14 protein-coding genes are annotated in these 20,467 nt (G+C 72.9%); 9 read left to right on the top strand and 5 right to left on the bottom strand.

All coding sequences use genetic code 11. The features are described 5' to 3' along the window. Nucleotides 1-331: 331 nt before the first annotated feature. On the bottom strand, nucleotides 332-1,114 hold the full coding sequence (locus tag ACFVNO_RS28785) for a TetR/AcrR family transcriptional regulator (protein ID WP_355266097.1): 783 nt from the start codon (nucleotides 1,112-1,114) through the stop codon (nucleotides 332-334). 117 nt (nucleotides 1,115-1,231) lie between these two features. On the opposite strand from ACFVNO_RS28785, the gene ACFVNO_RS28780 reads away from it, so the two are divergent. After that, nucleotides 1,232-3,442 (top strand): MMPL family transporter, encoded by a 2,211-nt coding sequence (locus tag ACFVNO_RS28780; protein ID WP_378897252.1) that lies wholly within the window; start codon nucleotides 1,232-1,234, stop codon nucleotides 3,440-3,442. 57 nt (nucleotides 3,443-3,499) lie between these two features. On the opposite strand, the gene ACFVNO_RS28775 is transcribed toward ACFVNO_RS28780, so the two are convergent. After that, nucleotides 3,500-4,306, bottom strand: a complete 807-nt coding sequence (locus ACFVNO_RS28775; RefSeq protein WP_378897249.1) for a BTAD domain-containing putative transcriptional regulator — start codon at nucleotides 4,304-4,306, stop codon at nucleotides 3,500-3,502. A gap of 559 nt (nucleotides 4,307-4,865) precedes the next feature. Between ACFVNO_RS28775 and ACFVNO_RS28770 the strand changes: the two genes are divergently transcribed. The 7 genes from ACFVNO_RS28770 (at nucleotide 4,866) to ACFVNO_RS28740 (ending at nucleotide 15,260) form a co-directional block, all read left to right on the top strand. Next, nucleotides 4,866-5,903 (top strand): ScbA/BarX family gamma-butyrolactone biosynthesis protein, encoded by a 1,038-nt coding sequence (locus tag ACFVNO_RS28770; protein ID WP_355266088.1) that lies wholly within the window; start codon nucleotides 4,866-4,868, stop codon nucleotides 5,901-5,903. Next, nucleotides 5,900-6,568 carry an HAD family phosphatase gene (locus ACFVNO_RS28765; RefSeq protein WP_355266085.1) on the top strand — a complete coding sequence of 223 codons (669 nt, stop codon included), beginning with the start codon at nucleotides 5,900-5,902 and terminating at the stop codon, nucleotides 6,566-6,568. Before ACFVNO_RS28770 ends, ACFVNO_RS28765 begins: the two co-directional genes overlap by 4 nt. Continuing rightward, nucleotides 6,565-8,193 (top strand): FAD-dependent monooxygenase, encoded by a 1,629-nt coding sequence (locus tag ACFVNO_RS28760; RefSeq protein ID WP_378897244.1) that lies wholly within the window; start codon nucleotides 6,565-6,567, stop codon nucleotides 8,191-8,193. Before ACFVNO_RS28765 ends, ACFVNO_RS28760 begins: the two co-directional genes overlap by 4 nt. 144 nt (nucleotides 8,194-8,337) lie before the next feature. After that, on the top strand, nucleotides 8,338-10,665 hold the full coding sequence (locus ACFVNO_RS28755; protein WP_355266079.1) for an MMPL family transporter: 2,328 nt from the start codon (nucleotides 8,338-8,340) through the stop codon (nucleotides 10,663-10,665). After that, nucleotides 10,652-11,830 carry a hypothetical protein gene (locus tag ACFVNO_RS28750; RefSeq protein WP_378897241.1) on the top strand — a complete coding sequence of 393 codons (1,179 nt, stop codon included), beginning with the start codon at nucleotides 10,652-10,654 and terminating at the stop codon, nucleotides 11,828-11,830. Before ACFVNO_RS28755 ends, ACFVNO_RS28750 begins: the two co-directional genes overlap by 14 nt. Further along, nucleotides 11,827-13,011: an alpha/beta hydrolase gene (locus ACFVNO_RS28745; RefSeq protein ID WP_378897238.1), complete on the top strand. Its 1,185-nt coding sequence runs from the start codon at nucleotides 11,827-11,829 to the stop codon at nucleotides 13,009-13,011. The genes ACFVNO_RS28750 and ACFVNO_RS28745 overlap by 4 nt, the downstream gene beginning before the upstream one ends. A gap of 20 nt (nucleotides 13,012-13,031) precedes the next feature. Further along, complete coding sequence (locus tag ACFVNO_RS28740) at nucleotides 13,032-15,260, top strand: MMPL family transporter (protein WP_355266070.1); 2,229 nt, start codon at nucleotides 13,032-13,034, stop codon at nucleotides 15,258-15,260. Between the two features lie 51 nt (nucleotides 15,261-15,311). Here ACFVNO_RS28740 and ACFVNO_RS28735 read toward each other — a convergent pair whose 3' ends face one another. Then, nucleotides 15,312-15,773 carry a MarR family winged helix-turn-helix transcriptional regulator gene (locus tag ACFVNO_RS28735; RefSeq protein WP_220560226.1) on the bottom strand — a complete coding sequence of 154 codons (462 nt, stop codon included), beginning with the start codon at nucleotides 15,771-15,773 and terminating at the stop codon, nucleotides 15,312-15,314. A 69-nt stretch (nucleotides 15,774-15,842) separates the two neighbouring features. Between ACFVNO_RS28735 and ACFVNO_RS28730 the strand changes: the two genes are divergently transcribed. Beyond that, a complete protein-coding gene (locus ACFVNO_RS28730) occupies nucleotides 15,843-16,934 on the top strand; it encodes an NAD-dependent epimerase/dehydratase family protein (RefSeq protein WP_355266066.1) in 1,092 nt (363 codons plus the stop codon). Between the two features lie 75 nt (nucleotides 16,935-17,009). Here the strand turns inward: ACFVNO_RS28730 and ACFVNO_RS28725 are convergent, their stop codons facing one another. Continuing rightward, nucleotides 17,010-19,103, bottom strand: coding sequence for a 3-hydroxyacyl-CoA dehydrogenase NAD-binding domain-containing protein (locus ACFVNO_RS28725; protein WP_355266063.1), 2,094 nt, complete (start codon nucleotides 19,101-19,103; stop codon nucleotides 17,010-17,012). Further along, the gene (locus ACFVNO_RS28720; RefSeq protein WP_355266060.1) at nucleotides 19,100-20,299 is read right to left on the bottom strand and encodes an acetyl-CoA C-acyltransferase; all 1,200 of its coding nucleotides are present in this window, start codon (nucleotides 20,297-20,299) and stop codon (nucleotides 19,100-19,102) included. The genes ACFVNO_RS28725 and ACFVNO_RS28720 overlap by 4 nt, the downstream gene beginning before the upstream one ends. Between the last annotated feature and the right edge of the window lie 168 nt (nucleotides 20,300-20,467).

Raw genomic sequence — 20,467 nt, 5'->3', positions numbered from 1 at the left:
GGGTGTGCCCGGAGGAAGGTGTGCCCTGAGGGTCGCCTGGGGCCGTGGTGTGCGGCGGGGTGCCCGGGGCGGGGGCTCCTTGGGGGGTGGCCGGGTCCGCGGTGCCCGGGGCGGGGGCGTTCCGGTGATCGGGTGCCGGGGGTGTGTTCCGCGGGGACGCGTGGACGGTGGTGCCGGGGACCCAGGGGGTGCCGGTGGACGGGCGGAAGCGCTCATCGCCGGGTCGGTTCTCCACGGGGTCGGTCCTCGCTCTCATGCCATGGCGCGCCGGCCAGGACCGGATCCACCCGGGGCGAATCCGGCAAGTGCCACAGACCTCTAAGTATGGGGCTTAATCGGACTTACCCATGGTAACCGTGTTGCTGCTTTCGGGTGATTCGTACCGAACGCCCAGGCCTGTCAGTACGTTCTGAAGCTCGGACTCGAAAAGTGGTTCCATGTCCCGCATCACGAAATCCAGGTGCTGGAAGATCTCCATGCACACCACCCCGTACAGCCGCACCCAGCACGAGCTGAGCACCATCACCGCCTCCACCGGCGTGCGCGAGTCCCCGAACCCGCACAAATCCGCGAAGGACCGCAGCTCCCGCTCCAGCTCCGGCGTGATCGACCGCCCGTCGGGCAGCTCGAACCTCTCCTCGCGGACCAGCCGCTCGAACAGGGTGAAGAAGGTCGCCCCGAACCGCTTGCCCGCCTCCACCGCCGGCGTCAGGTCCACCCCGGGCTCCAGCCGGGCGCGCGGCCCGAACATGGCGGCGAACTCCGCCCGGTGCTCCAGCGCCCACCGCCGGAACGCCCGGAGCGAGGTGATGATCCGCCGGTCGGTGTCCCCGGCCGGAACGCTGGCGTCGGCCGCGGCCACCGCGGCCGCCAGCTCGTCGAACATGTCCGCGGTGATGAGCACCAGCAGCGAGTCGATGCCCGACACGTAGCGGTACAGCCCCGGCGCGGTCATCCCCATCTCGCGGGCGATCGCGCGCAGGGACACCCCCGCGGCCCCGTGCTCGACGAGGTGGCTGCGGGCGATGCCCTTGATCTCGGCGAGTGTGGCCTCGCGCACACGCTCCCGCCGACTCGGCACCCGCTCACCCTGCTCCAGCTGCGGTTTCGTCATCTGATGCGGTACACCCCGGTTTGTGGTCGTTCGTCGGTGATATTGACATCGTAATGCCTGCACGCTTTAGTGAACGCCGTTAACCGACATGAAGGCCGTTTGCCGAAAGGGCTGCTCATGCCAACGCACACGGGGCTTTTCGGTCGTCTCGGGCTCGGCGTCCACCGCTTCCGGTGGGCGGTGCTGGTCGCCACCGCCCTCTTCGCGGCCTTCGCCGCGGTCTGGGGCTCGGGCGTCTTCTCCGACGTCAGCGAGAGCGGCTTCGAGGACCCCGGCGCCGAGTCCTCGCGGGCCATGGACCTCCTCGAGGGCGAGCTGGGCCACGACGACGTCGACATCGTCGCCGTCTACCGCAGCGACGAGATCAAGGTCGACAACCCCACCTTCGCCGCGGCCGTCCAGCGCCTCGCCGACGGCATGCCCGAGGACGTCGTCGCCGACTTCGACACCTACCTCGACGAGGACCTGTCCGACACCGAGCGCGGCATGCTCGTCTCCGAGGACATGCACGCGACCTACATCCCCGTCACCCTCACCGGGGAGAGCCACACCGAGCGCCTGGAGCAGTACGAGGCCGCGGCCGGGCACCTGGAGTCGGGCCCGCTGGAGACCCACCTGGGCGGTCCCATCGCGGTCGAGCACGAGCTCTCCGAGACCGCCGAGTCCGACATCGTCCGCGCCGAGCTCATCACCATGCCCCTGCTGCTGTTCCTGCTGGTGCTGATCTTCGGCGGCCTCATCGCGGGCGCGGTCCCCCTGGCGGTGGGCGGCCTGGCCATCCTCGGCTCCCTCACGGTGCTGCGCGCCCTCACCCACGTCACCGACGTCTCGGTGTTCGCGGTCAACGTCGCCACCATCCTCGGCCTGGGCCTGGCCATCGACTACGGCCTGTTCATGGTCAGCCGGTTCCGCGAGGAGCTGGACCGGGGCCGGGGGGCGGCCGCCGCGGTCGGCCGCACCGTCGACACCGCGGGGCGCACGGTCGCCTTCTCCGGGGTCACCGTGGGCATCGCCTTCGCGGGCCTGCTGTTCTTCCCCCAGCCGATCCTGAAGTCCATCGGCTTCGGCGGCATCGCCGTGGTCCTGTTCGACCTGCTGGCGGCCCTGGTGTTCCTCCCGGCCCTGCTGTCGGTGGTGGGCCGGCGCATCGACCGGCTCCGGCTGCCGCTGCCCCGCCGCACCGTCACCGGGACCCTCCAGGAGGGCGGCTGGACCCGCCTGGCCCGCACCGTGATGCGCGGCCCGGCGGTGTCCCTGGTCGCGGTCCTCAGCGTCCTGGTGGTCTTCGGTTCCGGCCTGGCCTTCGCGCGGTTGGGCACCACCGACCAGCGCTACCTGCCCGAGGACGCGGGCAGCCGGATCGCCACCGAGACGGTCGCCGAGGACTTCCCGGCGGGCGGCCTGGGCCGGCTGCACGTGGCGGTGGTCGGCGACCCCTCCGAGGAGGCGCTGGAGGAGTACGCCGAACGCCTGGAGGGCCTGCCGGAGGTCGCCCTGGCCCGGGTGGAGCGCACCGGCGAGGGCGTCGCCCACGTCCTGGTCGCCTACCAGGGCGCGACCGACTCCGACGAGGTCAAGGGCCTGGTCGCCGACGTCCGCGCCGAGCCCGCCCCGGAGGGGGCCGAGGAGACCCTGGTGGGGGGCGTCGCGGCGATGCAGCAGGACAACGTGGCCGCGATCGTGGAGTCGGCCCCGGTCACCGTGGCGTTCATCGCGGGCGCCACCCTGTTCCTGCTCTTCCTGGCCTTCGGGTCGGTCGTCCTGCCCCTCAAGGCGGTCCTGATGGGCGCGCTGTCCCTGGGCGCCTCGCTGGGCGTGGTGGTCTGGGGCTTCCAGGAGGGCGGCTTCGCCGGCCTGCTCGGGTTCGAGCCGGTCGGCACGATCGACCCCACCTACCTGGTGCTCATCACCATCGTGGCGTTCGGCCTGGCCATGGACTACGAGCTGTTCCTGCTGAGCCGGGTCCGCGAGGAGTTCCTGCGCACCGGGGACAACACCCGCTCGGTGGCGGCGGGGCTCCAGCACACGGGGCGGATCATCACCAGCGCGGCGGTCCTGCTCGTGGTGGTGCTCCTGGCGATGGGCACCTCGGGCCTGCTGTTCCTGAAGATCATCGGCATCGGCCTGGCGATCGCCGTGTTCGTGGACGCGACCCTGGTCCGCGCGGTCATGGTCCCGGCCGCGATGCGCCTGCTGGGCGGGGTGAACTGGTGGCTGCCGCGGCCGCTGCGGTGGCTGCACGACCGCATCGGCATCTCCGAGGGCGGCGGCGAGGAGCCCGCGGCCCCGGCGCGGGCCGACGGCGGCCGCGTGCCCGCGGGGGTCTGAGTCGGGACCGGGCCCGCCGGGGGGCGAATCCTCCCGGCGGGCCCGGCCGTACGCGGATCAGGGGGCGTTCTGCAGGCGCCGTGCGCCGGCGATCGGCCGGTGCCTGCGGATGGCCTGGTAGAGGTCGTGCAGCTCGGGGCGGGGCGGAACGTTGAGCTCCCCCAGCATCCGCGTGGCCAGCACCTGGTACACGCGGACGGCCTCGGCCGTACGGCCCTCCTCGTACAGGGCCAGGATGAGGAGCCGGGCCAGGTTCTCCTCCAGCGGGTGATGCCGCAGCGCGTCGCGCAGCGGTCCCATCACCTCGGCCCGGCGGCCGGTCCGGAGGCCGACGGCGGCGTACTCCTCGAGCACCACCAGCCGGACGGTCTCCATGAACTCCCGCTCGTCGTCGAACGCGGGGCCGGACAGCTCGCCCAGGAAGGGGCCCCGCCACAGGGCCAGGGCGCGGCCGAACAGCTCGGCGGCCCGCACCTCCTCGCCGTCGTCGCGCATCGCGCGCGCGGTCTGGATCCAGGTCTGGAACAGGGCCAGGTCCATCTGGCCGGCCTGGGGCACGAGCCGGTAGCCCGAGGGACCGCTCTCGATGGCGACCCTCCTGTGCGGGGGCAGGGCGGCGAGGGCGCGGCGCAGTCCGGAAACGTACTTGTGGACCAGGTTGACGGCGTGGGTCGGGTGGCTCGGACCCCACACCATCGTGATGATGCGCTGGGTGGTCACGGCACGCTCGGCGTTGAGCGCGAGTGCCGCGAACACGGCGCGTTGTCGGGGGGCGCCCAGGGGCAGGGGACCGTGCTCTCCGACGACCTCCAGTTCTCCCAGGACGGAAACGGTCGTCGGTGCCGCCTGCGTGGTTCTGATCATTCCGGAGCCCTTCCGGCGATTCTTGCGTTACCCGTCTCCAGCTTCTCGTGCACTCCGTTCCCGTTCGGTGCTCTCCGGCGTCGGTGGCGGAGGCCTTGCTCCGAAGGGGGCCGGAGTACCGCTCCGCGGCGGCGAGTTGCCCGCCGCGCGTGTGCGGTGAGCCGATCATAAGCACGTGACCTGTACCTGTAAGTGACGGATAAGTCTCCCTGAGCCATCACGGGGCGGCCCTTCGCAGGCGGGAACGTGGACCACAGGCCCCGAAGCCATCTCCTGTGTCGATCATCACAAAACACAGATGATCGGGCGAAATGATCAATTGCACGCGCATTTTCCCATGTGGACGCCTTGTGCGAAGTCAGAAGTGAATTTTTTTCACGGTGGGCCTTCAGGTCGTGCTCCAGGCCGCCTTCAGGTCGCCTCCGGATACTCGGTGCCGTGGCGGAGGCGGACCGTTCCCCGTCCGCCTCCGCCACAGGGGTCGCCCTCCTCACCGTTCCGAACCCCGTGTCCTCTCGGCGGAACGCCCGCCGAGGGGGACGTGAACGAAAGGGAAGACATGAACCGCACGACCACCGGGCCGCAGGCCACCGCGACGGCCGACACCGCCGACCGGGACCTGGTCCACCTGGACCCCGACTTCGGGGAGCCCAGGGAACTCGACTACGACGCGACCGTCCCCCGGGGGCTGGTCCACCGCAACGCCGTCTCGGAGGTCTTCGTCACCGACTCCCGGCAGACCGGCGAGAACTCGTTCGACGTCGCCGCCCAGCTGCCCCGCGGGCACGTCATGCTGGAGACGCCCACCTACGACCTCCCGCTGATCCTGGAGGCCTGCCGGCAGACCGGGGTGCTCATCTCGCACCGGCACCTGGACGTCCCCCTGGACCGGGCGTTCATCATGCACCGCATGTCGCTGCACATCGGCGACCTCGACGGCCTGCGCCAGGGGCCCGAGCCGGGCCGCGCCCTGATCCGCACCGAGGCCGACGTCTACCGCAACCAGGCGGGCAAGCTGCGCGGCTACGACTTCCGCGCCGACGTCCTCATCAACGGGACCGAGGTCGCCAAGGCCACCGGAGCGCTCATCTTCGTGGGCCGCCCCGCCTACCAGGCGCTGCGCACCAAGGGCCGGGACGCCCTGGACTGGAGCGACGCGGCGGCGCCCCGCGCGGTCCCGGCCCCGCCCGCCGTGGTGGGCCGCCGCGACCCGCGCAACGTCGTCATCACCGACCCGGTCCAGCGCGGCGACGAGGGCTGGCGGGCCACCGTGGTCCCCGACCACGACCACCCGCACCTGTTCGACCACCCGCTGGACCACCTGCCCGGCAACCTCCTGATCGAGGCCGCCCGCCAGGTGGCGGTGGCCGCCGTGGCCCGCTCCGCGGGCCTGGACCCGGCGACCCTGGTCCCGGTCTCGGTGGACGCGTCCTTCTCCTCCTTCTGCGAGAACGACCTGCCCACCACGGTGGAGGCCGACCTGGCCCCCTTCCGCTCCGACGAGCGGTTCGGCCCGGTCGTCGGCGTGGACGTCCGGGTCAACCAGCAGGGCACCACCAACAGCTCGTTCCGGATCGAGGTGGCCCAGTGGGTGTGAACCGCATCGAGGCCGTCGTGTGCGACTACGGCGGCGTCCTCACCAACCCGCTCCACGAGACCCTGGAGCACTTCGCCCGGACGGCCGGCCTGAGCGCCGACGCCATCCTCACGGCGATGGGCGCCGCCGCGGCCAAGGTCGGCGCCGACCCCATGGCGCTGCTGGAGGTCGGGGCCATCACCGAGGCGGAGATGGTCGCCTCCATCACCGCCGAACTGCCCGAGGGGGGATGGGCCTTGCCCGAGGACCGCACCTTCGGCGAGCTGTGGTTCGCCGGACGCACCGGCAACCACGAGTTCGCCGACTTCCTGCGCGGCCTGAGCATGGACGGCTACCGGCTGGCCCTGCTCACCAACAACGTCGTGGAGTGGGAGGACCTGTGGCGGGCGACCGTGCCCGCCGACGAGCTGTTCGAGGTCGTGGTGAACTCCGCGCACGAGGGCGTGCGCAAGCCCGACACCGAGATCTACGAGCGCCTCCTGGCCCGGCTCGGCCTGACCCCGGACCGGTGCCTGTTCGTGGACGACCTGGAGGACAACCTCAAGCCCGCCGCCGAGCTGGGCATGGCGACCGTCCGCTTCCAGGACAACGCCCAGGCGGTCGAGGAGATCACCTCGGTCCTGAAGGTCTCGGGGGCCCCGGCGAAGGCCGAGGGGGCGCGGTGAGCACCCCCGACCCGCACCCCCCGGTGCTCGTGGTCGGCGCCGGCCCCACGGGGCTGGCCGCCGCCTGCACCCTGCTGCAGAACGGTGTGCCCTGCCGCGTGGTCGAGCGCCGGGCGGGGGTGGCCGAGGAGCCCAAGGCCCTCATCCTGTGGAGCGGGGCCCTGGAGGTCCTGCGCCGCCTGGGTGTGGACCGCGAGGTGGTCGGCCGCTCCCTGCCGCTGGAGTCGGCGTCCTACTTCTCCGCCGGCAGGCGCATCGGCGGGGTCCGCTTCGGCGGGCTGGCCGACACGGCCTTCCCCGGACCGATCTGCCTGCCCCAGCCCGGGGTGGAGCAGGCCCTGTACGACCGCCTGCTCGCCCTGGGCGGCTCCGTCGAGTGGTCCACCCGGGTCCACTCGGTGGAGCCGGCCGGGGACGGGGTCCGCGTCACCCTGGGCCCCGAGGGCGACCCGCAGGCGGCGGAGGAGGTGGCCGTCCCCTGGGTCGTGGCCGCCGACGGCAGCCGCAGCACGGTCCGCGAGTCCCTGGGGGTGGCCTTCGAGGGCGACACCTACGACCGCGTGTTCCTGCTGGCGGACGGTGTCGTGAGCGGCCCGGCCCCGGCCCGGGAGGCCCAGTACCACCTCACCCCCGACGGGGTGCTCGTGGTGGTGCCGCTGCCCGGCGGCGGGCACCGGGTGTTCTTCGACATCGCCCCGGACGGGGAGACCGCCCCGCCCGACGACGCGCTGATCGCCCGCCTGCTGGCCGAGCGCGGCCCGCGGGGCCTGCGCGTGGACACCGTGTGGTGGCGCAGCCGCTTCCGGGTGCACGCCCGGGTGGCCCGCGAGTTCCGCCGCGGCCGGGTCCTCATCGCCGGGGACGCCGCCCACCTGCACAGCCCGGCCGGCGGCCAGGGCCTCAACACGGGCATCCAGGACGGGTTCGACCTGGCCTGGAAGCTCGCCGCGGTGCTGCGGGGCGCGCCGGAGGAGCTGCTGGACAGCTACCCGCTGGAGCGCCGTCCGACCGCCAAGGCGGTGGTGCGCAGCGCCGACCAGCAGACCCGCACCTGGATGGCGCGGTCTCCGCTGGCCCGGCTGGTGCGCGACACGCTGATGCGGACCCTGTCGGCCTCGGGGCTGCTGGAGAAGCGCCTGGTGCCGCAGCTGGCGCAGATCTCCCCGGACCTGTCGGAGAGCCCCGCCGTCACGGCGCCCCCCGCCGGATGGCGGGCCCGCGACGCGGTGGGCGGCGCCCTGCCCGGGCGGCGCATCGGCGACGCCCCCATGACCCCGGTCCGGGGGACCGACGCCACGAGCCTGCACGCGTACCTCGCCTCCGGGCGGCACGCGCTGCTGGTGGGCGGCGGTCCCGCGGAGCGCGTCCGGGAGGCGGCGGCCGCGCTGCGCGAGCAGGTCCCCGACGACGTGGACGTGCTGCTGCTCACCTCCGCCCCGGCCGAGCCGGAGGGCGACCACGACGTCGCCCGCCCGACCGGGGGAGCCGGAGCCGGGACCGGGTGGGTGGTCCACGTCCGGCCGGACGCGGTCGTCTCCGCGGTCGCCGCGCTGGACGCCGACTGGAGGCCGGGGGTGTTCCTGGGCGGGGTCCTGCTGCCCGGTGCCGAGCGGTCCCTCAGGTAAATGATATGTGAACCCTATCGTTTAGGTTGATGATCGTCGCATGTTTATACAGTATTGTGGCGGCGACGGCACCCGGGATGGCGGCCGGAGGATTCCGGCCGCCATCGGCGGTTCCGCCCGCGAACGACGAACGGGGGTGACACGATGCTCGACGCACTGACCCGGCTCACCACGCGCAGGCCCTGGTGGGTCCTGGCGGCCGCGCTCCTCGCGGTGATCGGCGCGGTGGTCCTGGGCTCCGGTGTCGCCGACCGCCTCCGGGCGGGCCAGGGCACCGAGGACCCCTCCTCGGAATCGGCCCGGGCCGCCGAGATCCTGGAGGAGCACTTCCCCGACAGCAGGCCCAACCTGATCCTCCTGGTGACCGCCGAGGACGGGGTGGACGACCGCGAGGCCGCCGCCCGCGCCCTGGGACTGGCCGAGGGACTGGCCTACGAGGACGGCGTCGCCGGGGTCACCTCCTACTGGCAGACCGGCTCCGACGAGCTGAAGTCCGACGACGGCACCCGCGCGCTCATCGCCGCGCACGTATCCGGCACCGAGGCCGAGGCGGGCGCGGCCGTGGCCGACCTCGCCGAACGCTACGGCGGCGACCACGGGCCCCTCACCGTCGGCGTCGGCGGGCAGACCGCCGTCCTCAACGACATCGAGACCACCATCGCCGAGGACCTGGTCCGCTCGGAGGTGATCGCGCTGCCCCTGACGCTGCTCATCCTCGTGTGGGTCTTCGGCAGCGTCGTCTCGGCGTCCCTGCCCCTGCTGGTCGGGGTGGTGTCCATCATCGGCACCAACGCGGTGCTGTGGGCGATCGCCGGGTTCACCGACGTGTCGGTGTTCGCCCAGAACCTCACCATCGCGCTCGGCCTGGGCCTGTCCATCGACTACGCCCTGCTCATGGTCCGCCGCTTCCGGGCCGAGCTCGCGACCGGCGCCACGCCGGCACAGGCCACGCTCACCACCGTCCGCACGGCGGGGCGCACGGTCGTCTTCTCGGCCCTGGCCATCTCGGCCGCCCTGGCCGGGATGCTGTTCTTCCCCCTGTACTTCCTGCGGTCCTTCGCCTACTCCGGCGTGACCGTGGTGCTGCTGGCCGCCCTGACCTCCCTGGTCGTGCTGCCGGCCGTGCTCACCCTGCTGGGCCCGCGCGTCAACGCGCTGGACCCGCGCCGCCTGCTGCGCCGGGGCTCGGCCCCGCCCCCGGAGGAGGCGGCCGACCGGCGCTGGGGCCGGCTGACCCGCGCGGTCATGGGGCGGGCACCCGTCTTCGCCCTGACCGCCCTGGCCGTGCTCGTCGCGGTCGGGCTGCCCTTCCTGCGGGTGGAGTTCGGCATGGCCGACGACCGCCAGCTGCCCGCCGGGGTCGAGTCGCGCGAGGTCATGGACACCATCCGCACGGACTTCGGCTCCACCGCCACCGGCGCCGTCGACGTGCTCGTCCACCAGGCCCCGCAGGACACCGACACCGGGCTGCTGGACGACTACGCCGCCGCGCTCTCGCGCCTGGACCACGTCCAGGAGGTCCGCTCCCCGCTGGGCGTCCACACCGACGGCGGCCACCTGCGCGAGCGCACCCCCGTGGACGCCCTGCGCGAGTCCGAGGACCTGGCCTACATCCAGGTCATCCCGGACGCGGAGGTCGAGGACATCTCCCTGGAGAGCCAGAACCTGGTCCGCGACATCCGCGCGGTCGACACGCCCCTGGAGGTCTCGGTCACCGGCCAGGCCGCCGCGGTCGTGGACGCCCAGGCGGCCATCGCCGAGCGCGTCCCGGCCACCCTGGCCGTGGTCGTCGCCGCCATGCTGGTCCTGGTCTACCTGCTCACCGGCAGCGTCCTGCTGCCCCTGCTGTCGGTGCTGTTCAACGCGCTCAGCCTGACCGCCATGTTCGGCGCCGTCGTCTGGGTGTTCCAGGACGGCAACCTCTCCGGACTGCTCGGGTTCACCCCGACGGGGTTCATCGACACGGCCCTGCCCGTCCTCATGTTCTGCATCGCCTTCGGGCTGTCGATGGACTACGGGGTCTTCCTGCTGTCCCGGATGCGCGAGGAGTACGACCGCACCGGCGACCACCGCACGGCCGTCGAACTCGGACTCCGGCGCACCGGCGGCATCATCACCGCCGCCGCGGTCGCCCTGGCGGTCGTCCTCATCGTCATCGGCGCCTCCCGGGTGACCAACACGATGATGCTCGGCTGGGGCGTCGCCCTGGCCGTCATCGCCGACGCCACCGTCGTGCGCTGCCTCCTGGTGCCCTCGGTCCTGCGCATGACCGGTGCCGCCACCTGGTGGGCGCCCGGCCCGCTGCGCCGGTTCCACCGCTTCTTCGACGCCACCCTGGGCGAGAACGCGGCCGAACCCGGCCGCGCCGCCGCCGACCGGCGGGACCCCGAGGGGCCCGCGCAGACCCCGGCACCCGGACACGGTGCCGCACCCGCCCGAGAGACCGCGGAGGTGGCCCGTGCCCGGGACTAGGAACACCCTCATCGCCGCGGGCGCGGTCGCCGCCGTGGCCGCCGCCGCGCTGGTCCTGCTCCCGTCGGGGGAGGACGGGCCGTCCGCGGCGCCCGAGCCCACCGCCCGGGAGCGCGCGCAGGCCACCGCCGAGCGCATGGCCGCCGCGGACATCGTCGACGTCCCGGTGAGCTTCACCGTCGCCAACCGCAACGGATCGCGGCTGCCCTGCAACAGCGACGGCGAGGAGTACACCCTCCGGGGCCACCTCACCGGCCCCGCCGACGCGCTGGAGCAGGACGACCCCGCCGTCACCGTCTACCAGCACGGGCAGGCGGCGGGGGAGTGGTTCTGGCGGCTGGACGAGCCCGGATACCACCACACCGAGGAGATGGCGCTGCTGGGCCACGTCTCCCTGACCCTGGACCGGCTCGGCTACGGCGGCGGGCGGCCCGACGGCCTGGCCATGTGCCTGGGGTCGCAGGCCGACATGACCGCCCAGGTCATCGAACAGGTCCGCGCGGGCGACTACACGCTGGGGGAGGGCGGCGGCTCCGACCGGGTGCCCGACGAGCCCCCCGCCTTCGACACCGTCGTCCTGGCCGGGCACCACAGCGGCGCCCAGATCGCCCAGATCACCGCCTACTCGTTCGACGGACCGGCCGCCCCCGACGCGCTGGCCCTCATGGCCTGGAGCGGCACCGGCGTGACCGACCGCGCCAACGCCCGCTTCTTCGGCGGCCTGGCCTCCTGCATGCAGGGCGGCGTGCCCGCCGAGGCCGCGGCCGGACCGCCCGACCCCGACGGCACGGACGCGGCCGGATACACCTACGTGGACGTCGGCCGCACCTCCTACACCCGGGCCAACTTCCGCGACCCCGCGACCCCGGTGGCCGCACTGGCCGCCGGCCTCCAGGACCGCACGCCCTGCGGCGACCTGGGGACCCAGGTCGAGGCGCTGGCCACCGACACCCGCAACCTCCACCGCATCGAGGTGCCCGTCCTCTTCGCCTTCGCCGACGCCGACACCCGCGTGTCCGACGTCGCCGACCACGCCGGGCTCTTCACCGGGGCCCCCGACACCGAGACCGTCACGGTGGCCGACGCGGGCCACTACCTCGTCCTCGAACCCGGGGCGGCCGAACTGCGCACGGCCCTGGCCGACTGGCTGGAGGAACAGCGGTGAACACCACCGGAGCACCCCCGCACCGCACGTCCCGGCGCCGCCTGCGCGCCGCGGCCCTGGCGGCCTCCCTCCTGCTCGCCGCCGCGGCGGCCACGGGCGCGGCGGCCGCGGAACCCTCCTCCGGCCCGGCGGCCGCCGCCGGGCCCGCCCCGGCGGCGGACCCCGCCGCCCACCGGACCCCCCGCGAACCGGCCGTGACCCCGCCCGGCGTCGTGGACCTGGCCGTCGAGTTCACCGTCGACAACGTCAACCGCACCCGCGGCCAGTGCTCCGCCGACGGCGAGGAGTACACGGTCCGGGGACACCTGACCGCCCCCGAGGAGGTCCTGGCCGCCGACGCGCCCGCCGTCGCCCTGCTCGTCCACGGCACCAACACCGGCGAGTGGATCTGGCGCCTGGACGTCGAGGGCCGCAACTACGTCAACGAGCTCGCCGAGCGCGGGCACGCCTCGGTCACCATCGACCGCCTCGGCTACGGCTCCAGCGACATCCCCGAGGGGTTCGCCAGCTGCAGCGGGGCGCACGCCGACATCGCCCACCAAGTGGTCGAACAGCTGCGCGCGGGCGACTACCGGGTCGAGGGCGACGACCCGGTGTCCTTCGACACCGTCGTCATGGGCGGCCACTCCAGCGGCGCCCTGGTCGCCGAGAGCGTGGCGGTCTCCTTCGGCGGCGTCGACGGCCTGCTGCTCACCGGCTGGGCGGCCGTCGGCATCACCGACGACACCAACCGCCGGTTCCTCACCGCCTACCGCACCTGCCTGGAGGGCGGCGAGGAGCACGGGTCCCCGGGCGACCCCCGCGGCTACGTGCACTTCGACCCCACCCTGGAGGACTTCACCGAGGGCGGGCTCGGCCCGCACGCCGACCCGGCCGTCGTCGCCGAGATCGAGGGGCTGTGGGGCCGCAACCCCTGCGGGGTCATGGTCTCCGAGCCCATGGCGATCCTCTACGACCTCGACCTGATCGGCGAGATCGACGTCCCCGTCCACCTGGTCTTCGGCGCCCACGACGTGCTGCGCCAGGGGGTCGAGGGGTACCCGGGCCTGTTCACCTCCAGCCCCGAGGTCACCGAGACGACCCTCACCGACGCCGGGCACTTCGTCACCATCGACGCCGGCGCGGAGCTCCTGTACGACACGGCGGCCGAGTGGATGGACCGGCACGCCCCCACGACCTGACCCTGGAAGGCGAGAGCACCATGGCAACCTCATCGACCACCGCCTCACCCCCGGGCGCCGGCGGCACCGGCGGCCCGCCGCAGCGCCCGCCCCTGCTGGCCCGCCTGGGGGAGGGCCTGGCCCGCCGCCCGGGCCGGGTCATCATCCTGGCGATCGTCCTGACGCTGCTCGGGGTGTTCCTGGCCGCCGGCACGATGGACCGGCTGCTGCTGAGCCGATTCGAGAGCCCCGGCTCGGAGTCGGCGCTGGTGGAGCAGCGCCTGGAGGAGGGCTTCGGCACCGGCAAGCACCACTTCCTGCTCCTGGTCACCGCCCAGAACGGCGACGTGGACGACCCGGCCGTGGTCGAGGCCGCCACCGCCCTGGAGGAGGAGCTGGCCTCCCGGGAGGGCGTCGCCGAGACCGCCTCCTACTGGGGCCGCGGCGACTCCCCGGCGATGCGCTCCGAGGACGGCTCCCAGGCGCTCATCACCGTGCGCATGGAGGGGACCGTCACCGAGGCCCGCACCGCGCTGGGCGAGATCTCCCCGGACTTCACCCGCGAGGACGACGTCCTGCGGGTGGAGGTCGGCGGCGGCGACGAGATCTTCCGCCAGGCCGCCGAGCAGGCCCAGGCGGACTTCCTGCTCGCCGAGGCGATCATCTTCCCGCTGGTGTTCGTGCTGCTGTTCGTCATCTACCGCCGGCTCTCGGTGGCAGCGCTGACCCTGGGCATGGGCCTGTTCTCGGTGATCACCACGCTGGCCCTGCTGCGCGGGGTCACCTACATCACCGATGTGTCCACCTTCGCCGCCAACCTCACCCTGGTCATGGGCGTGGGCCTGGGCGTCGACTACAGCCTGTTCGTCATCAACCGGTTCCGGGAGGAGCTGGCCCGCGGCCGGGAGGTCCCCGAGGCCGTCGCGATCGCGGTCGCCAAGGCCGGGCGGACCGTCGCGTTCAGCGGCCTCACCGTCGCCGTCGCGCTGTCGTGCCTGATGCTCTTCCCGTTCCCGTTCCTGCAGTCCTTCGCCTACTCCGGCATGGGCACGGTGCTGACCTCGGTGTTCGCCTCCCTGGTCATCCTGCCCGCCGCGCTGGCCAAGGTCGGCCACCGGGTCCGGCCCAAGCGCGAGCCCGACCCCGACCGCGGCTGGTGGCACGACACCGCCCTGCGGATGATGCGCCGCCCCGTGCTGTGGGGCCTGCCCGCCCTGGTCGTCGTCCTGGTGCTGGCCGCCCCGGCCGTGGGACTGAACTTCGGACTGCCCGACGCCCGGGTGCTGCCCCAGGGCAACTCCAGCCGCGACGTCCAGGACCAGATCGAGACCGGGTTCGCCCAGGAGGAGATGGACGCCGTCCAGGTGGTCGTCGACCTGCCGGGCGCCGACGCCCAGGACGCGTCCGCGAGCGACTACGCCGCCGAGCTGTCCCGGGTGGAGGGCGTCTACCAGGTCGACGCGCTCACCGGTCGGTACGTGGACGGACAGCAGGTCGCGGGGCCCGAGCCGGGCGCGCAGGAGCGGTTCGGCTCGCCCGAGGCCACGTGGTTCTCCGTGGTGCCCGAGACCGAGGCGATCTCCGACGGCGAGGACCTGATCGAGCGCATCCGGGACGTGCCCGCGCCGGCCGCCGCCGAGATCGGCGGCTACCCGGCCGACCTCGCCGACTTCCGCGCGGCGCTGCTGGGGCAGGTGCCCCTGGTGTTCGGGCTCATCCTGGCCATCACCTTCGTCCTGCTGTTCCTCATGACCGGGAGCCTGCTGCTGCCCGCCAAGGCGATCGTGCTCAACGTGCTCAGCCTCGCGGTGATGTTCGGCGTGATGGTGTGGATCTTCCAGGAGGGCAACCTGTCCGGGCTGCTCGGGTTCACCGCCAACGGGACCCTGGAGACGACCTTCCCGATCCTGATGTTCTGCATCGCGTTCGGGCTCTCCATGGACTACGAGGTGTTCATGATGTCCCGGATCAAGGAGGAGTACGACCTGACCGGGGACAACACCCGGGCGGTCGCGGCCGGGCTGCAGCGGAGCGGTCCGCTGGTCACGGCGGCGGCGGTCATCCTGGCCGCGTCGTTCGCCACCTACGCGGTCTCCGACGTGCTCTACCTGATGATGCTCTCGATCGGGATGGCGGTGGTGATCATCGTGGACGCCACGCTCATCCGCGGTGTGCTGGTGCCGGTGTTCATGCGCCTGGCGGGCGACGCCAACTGGTGGGCGCCCGCACCGCTCAAGAGGCTGCACGCCCGGTTCGGCATCTCGGAGTAGGGGGAGTGCCGCCGGGGGCCGCCCCTCCCGGGCCCCCGGCGGACCCCCGGGTCACTCGTGCTTGGTGACCCGGGGGTGGGCGTCCAGTAGCCGCCCCGACAGCTCGTGCAGCACCGTCCGCTCCTCCTGGGAGAGCGGGGCGAAGAACTCCTCCTCGGCGGTGGACACCGCCTCACGGGCCTTCTGCAGCAGCAGGGCGGACTCGGGGGTGGGCGTCACGATGTAGCGCCTGCGGTCCTTCGGGTTGCGCTTGCGCTCGGCCAGCCCGCGGGACTCCAGGTCGTCGATGAGGCCGACCATCACGTTGGGGTCCACCCCCAGGGCCCGGCTCAGCTCCTTCTGGGAGGGGTCGGACATCGCCTCCGCCGCGGCCAGCACGTGGAACTGGCGGGCGGTGATCTCCTGCGGCCCGAAGATGTCGAGGGTGACGGCCTGGACCAGTTCGCCCAACTTGATCAGCCGGTAGCCGGTCGTGTGCCACAGGGGCGTCTCCCAACCCGACGCGTTCTCCATTCCGGACCGCCTTAGAAATTCATAAGCCGAAATTATTATCTCGTTACATGATAGTTGGGATGTGACATCATGGCGGACACGGAAACGCCACGACTTCCGAAGCGGGACCGCTCCCTGGTGACCGGGGCCACCGGCCTGCTGGGCGGCAACATCGTCCGACTCCTCCTCGGCCTGGACCAGGAGGTCGTCGCCCTGGTCCGGGACATGGATCGGGCGCGCCGCCTGCTGCCCGACGACCCCCGCCTCCACCTGGTCCGCGGCGACGTCACCGAGCCGTCCACCTACCGGGGGCACCTGACCGGGGTCGACGAGGTCTTCCACACCGCCGCCTACTTCCGCGAGTACTTCCAGGACCCCACCCTCACGGCGCCCCTGGAGAGGATCAACGTGCAGGGTACCGAGCAGGTCCTGAGCGCGGCCGCCACCTCCGGCGTCCCCGTGTTCCTGCACACCGGGTCCATCAACACCATGGCCCTGCGCGGCCCCGAGCGCCCCGCCGACGAGTCCACCCCGCCCCCGGAGAAGTACGCGCGGCCCGCGGTGTCGGACACCTACCCCACCAGCAAGGTGCGCGCCGACCGGGCGGTCGCCGCCATGGTCCGCTCCGGCCGGACCGGGGACACCCGGGTGGCCACCGTCCTGCCCGGCTGGATGTGGGGCCCGGGCGACGCCGGACCGACCTCCGCCGGCCGCCTCTTCCTCGACGTCGCCAAGGGCAGGGTCCGTGCCATCCCGCGCCTGCACAACTACGTGGTGGACGCCCGCGACGTCGCCTACGCCTGCGTCGCCGCCGCCCGGGTGGGCACCGCCGACCGCTACGTGGTGGCCGGGGAGAAGCGGTCGCTGCCCGCCCTGACCGACACCGTCGCCGCGGAGACCGGGGCCCGGGCGCCCCGGTCGGTCCCCGCCGGCCTGGCCACCGCGGCCGCCGCCCTCATGGAGCTCAGCGCCCGCCTCCGCGGCGGGGAGCCCACGGCCACCCGCGAGGGCGTCCGGGTGCTGCGGGAGGGGGACGCGCGCAACATCAGCTCCGACCTGGCCCGCCGCGAACTGGGCGTGGGGTTCCGCCCCGTCGCCGAGACGGTCACCGCCATGGGCGCCTGGTACCGGACCCACGGCATGCTGCCCGCCGGACAGGCGCGCGCCGGATCCGTCCGCTGACCCCGGGCGCACGACGGGCCCGGCCCCTTCCCGGGGCCGGGCCCGTCCCGATCTCTCGGGCGGTCACCGCGGAGGTCAGACGGCCTTCGGGTCGCCCTCGTGGAACCGCTTGCCGTTGACGGCCTCGGACACCCCGACCTTGTCCAGGTAGGGGGTGATGCCGCCGGTGTGGAACGGCCAGCCCGCACCCGTGATCAGGCACAGGTCGATGTCGGCGGCCTCGGCCACGACGCCCTCGTCCAGCATGATCCCGATCTCCCGGGCCAGCGCGCGCAGCGCGCGGTCCAGGATCTCCGGCTCGGTGGACGGCGCGTCCCCGCCCGCGAACAGCTTCTTCACCTCGGGGTCGATGCTGAAGTCGGGGGCGAAGATCGCGGTCTTGCCCTCCTTGACGATCTCGCCCAGCTGCGGCGACACCGCGAAGCGGTCCGGGAAGGCCTCGTGCAGGGTCTCCGACACGTGCAGCGCGACGGCCGGGCCGACCAGCTGCAGCAGCATCAGCGGCGACATCGGCAGGCCCAGCGGGGCCACCGCGCGGTCGGCCACCTCGGGCTCGGTGCCCTCGGACACCGCGCTCAGGACCTCGCCCATGAACAGGGTGAGCAGGCGGTTGACCACGAACGCCGGGGCGTCCTTGCACAGGACGGCGGTCTTCTTCAGCTTCTTGGCGACGGCGAACGCCGTGGCCAGGGCGGCGTCGTCGGTCTTCTCGCCGCGGATGATCTCCAGCAGCGGCAGCACGGCGACGGGGTTGAAGAAGTGGAAGCCGACGACCCGCTCGGGGTGCTCCAGCTTCGAGGCCATCTCGGTGATGGACAGCGAGGAGGTGTTGGTGGCCAGGATCGCCTCGGGGGAGACCACGGCCTCCACCTCGGCGAACACCTGCTGCTTGACCTCCATCTTCTCGAACACGGCCTCGATGACGAAGTCGGCGTCCGCGAAGGCGTCCTTGGTCAGCGAACCCGTGACCAGGGCCTTGAGGTGGTTGGCCTTGTCCTGGTTGACGCGCCCCTTCTTGAGGAGCTTGTCGACCTCGCCGTGGACGTAGGCGACGCCCTTGTCCAGGCGCTCCTGGTCCAGGTCGGTCATGACGACCGGCACGTCCAGGCGGCGGGCGAACAGCAGCGCCAGCTGGCCGGCCATCAGGCCCGCGCCCACGACGCCGACCTTGGTGACCTTGCGGGCCAGCGACTTGTCCGGGGCGCCGGCGGGCCGCTTGGCGCGCTTCTGCACCAGGTCGAAGGCGTACAGGCCGGCCTTGAGCTCGGGGCTCATGATGAGGTCGGCCAGCGCCTCGTCCTCGGCGGCGAAGCCCTCGTCCCGGGTGCGGGTCCTGGCCTCGGCCACCAGCTCGACGGCGCGGGCCGGGGCCGGGGCGGCGCCGTGCAGCTTGCCCTCGACCACGAACCGGGCCATGTTGACGGCGTTGTCCCAGGCCTCGCCCTTGTCGACCGCGGGGCGCTCGACGGTGACCTCGCCCTTGACGACCCGGGCCGCCCAGCGCAGGGACTCCTCGACGAAGTCGGCGGGCTCGAACATCGCGTCGGCGATGCCCAGCTCGAACGCCTGCGCGCCCTTGAGCATCTTGTTCTGGGCCAGCGGGTTCTCGATGATGACCTTGAGGGCCTTCTCGGCGCCGATCAGGTTCGGCAGCAGGTAGGTGCCGCCCCAGCCGGGCACCAGGCCCAGGAAGGTCTCGGGCAGGGACAGCGCCGGGACGCCGGAGGAGATGGTGCGGTAGGTGCAGTGCAGGCCCACCTCGACCCCGCCGCCCATGGCCGCGCCGTTGATGAGCGCGAAGGTCGGCACGTCCAGCTCGCCGAGCTTGCGGAACACGTCGTGGCCGAGCCGGCCGATGGCCAGCGCCTGCTCGCGGTTCTGGATCGCGGGCACGCCGCTGAGGTCGGCGCCGACGGCGAAGATGAACGGCTTGCCGGTGATCGCCACCGCCACGATGTCCTTGCGGGCGCGGGCGGCCTCGATGGCGGCGTCCAGGGCGAGCAGGCCGCCGGGGCCGAAGGTGTTGGGCCGGGTGTGGTCGTGGCCGTTGTCCAGGGTGATCAGGACGGCGGTGCCGGCACCGTAGGGGAGCTCGATGTCACGGGAGATCGCCTTGGTGACGACCTCGTCCTTGAACAGCTCGCGCGCAGCGTCCAGTGCGGTGCTCACTTGCCCCCCTCGTAGTTGGTGTTCTCCCAGAGCACGGTGCCGCCCATGCCCATACCGACGCACATGGTGGTGATGCCGTAGCGGACGTCGGGACGCTCGGCGAACTGGCGGGCGAGCTGCATCATCAGCCGCACGCCGGAGGAGGCCAGCGGGTGGCCCAGCGCGATGGCGCCGCCCCACGGGTTGACGCGGGCGTCGTCGTCGGCGATGCCGAAGTGCTCCAGGAAGGCGAGCACCTGGACGGCGAAGGCCTCGTTGATCTCGATGAGGCCGATCTCGTCCATCGTGATGCCCTGGCGGGCCAGCAGCTTCTCGGTGGCCGGGACCGGGCCGACGCCCATGACCTCGGGCTCGACACCGGCGAAGGAGAAGTCGACGAGGCGCATCTTGGCGTCCAGGCCCAGCTCCTGCGCGACCTCCTCGGCGGCCAGGATGGCGCCGGTGGCGCCGTCGTTGAGGCCGGCGGCGTTGCCGGGCGTCACGTTGCCGTGCGCGCGGAAGGGGGTCTTGAGCCCGGCCAGGGACTCCATGGTGGTGCCCGGCCGCGGCGGCTCGTCCTTGGTGGCCAGGCCGTACCCCTGCTCCAGGGAGCGGACGACGACCTCGACCAGGTCGGGCTGGATCCTGCCGTCGGCGTAGGCCTTGGCGACCTTCTCCTGGCTGCGCACCGCGTAGGCGTCGGCACGCTCCTTGGTGATGGAGGGGTACCGGTCGTGCAGGTTCTCGGCGGTGTTGCCCATGACCAGCGCGGACGGGTCGACCAGCTTCTCGGAGAGGAAGCGCGGGTTGGGGTCGACGCCCTCGCCCATCGGGTGGCGGCCCATGTGCTCGACGCCGCCGGCGATCACCACGTCGTAGGCGCCGAAGGCGATGCCCGCGCCGGAGGTGGTCACGGCGGTGAGGGCGCCGGCGCACATGCGGTCGATGGCGTAGCCGGGGACGCTGCGCGGGAGTCCGGCCAGGATCGCGGCGGTGCGCCCGATGGTCAGGCCCTGGTCGCCGATCTGGGTGGTGGCGGCGATGGCCACCTCGTCGATGCGCTCCGGGGGCAGGCCCGGGTTGCGGCGCATCAGTTCGCGAATGACGCGGACGACCATGTCGTCGGCGCGCGTCTCGGCGTAGAGGCCCTTGCCTGACTTGCCGAACGGGGTGCGGACCCCGTCGACGAATACGACATCGCGGGCGGTTCGCGGCACGATGGCCCCTCCTTCTCCAAGGTGTGGGTGGACTTTCGAGCCCATGCTACTCGCCGGTAACAAATTGTGCGAGTGCCGGATTCCCCGACGTCCGGACGGTGGCCCGGTACTGACGATCGATGGGGCCGGGTTCGAACTTTCGACCGATGCGCGGGGCGGGCCGGGCCG

It is taken from the genome of Nocardiopsis sp. NPDC057823 (assembly GCF_042797335.1).
Classification (GTDB): Bacteria; Actinomycetota; Actinomycetes; order Streptosporangiales; family Streptosporangiaceae; genus Nocardiopsis; species Nocardiopsis changdeensis.
Note: the sequence above shows the minus strand (reverse complement) of the source record. Positions and strands in the feature narration are given on the sequence as shown.

Bases quoted from the DNA above. Each gene is read 5' to 3' on its own strand.
- ACFVNO_RS28775 (WP_378897249.1), bottom strand. From the start codon at position 4,306: ATGATCAGAACCACGCAGGCGGCACCGACGACCGTTTCCGTCCTGGGA.
- ACFVNO_RS28785 (WP_355266097.1), bottom strand. From the start codon at position 1,114: ATGACGAAACCGCAGCTGGAGCAGGGTGAGCGGGTGCCGAGTCGGCGG.
- ACFVNO_RS28730 (WP_355266066.1), top strand. From the start codon at position 15,843: ATGGCGGACACGGAAACGCCACGACTTCCGAAGCGGGACCGCTCCCTG.
- ACFVNO_RS28740 (WP_355266070.1), top strand. From the start codon at position 13,032: ATGGCAACCTCATCGACCACCGCCTCACCCCCGGGCGCCGGCGGCACC.
- ACFVNO_RS28735 (WP_220560226.1), bottom strand. From the start codon at position 15,773: ATGGAGAACGCGTCGGGTTGGGAGACGCCCCTGTGGCACACGACCGGC.
- ACFVNO_RS28755 (WP_355266079.1), top strand. From the start codon at position 8,338: ATGCTCGACGCACTGACCCGGCTCACCACGCGCAGGCCCTGGTGGGTC.
- ACFVNO_RS28780 (WP_378897252.1), top strand. From the start codon at position 1,232: ATGCCAACGCACACGGGGCTTTTCGGTCGTCTCGGGCTCGGCGTCCAC.
- ACFVNO_RS28770 (WP_355266088.1), top strand. From the start codon at position 4,866: ATGAACCGCACGACCACCGGGCCGCAGGCCACCGCGACGGCCGACACC.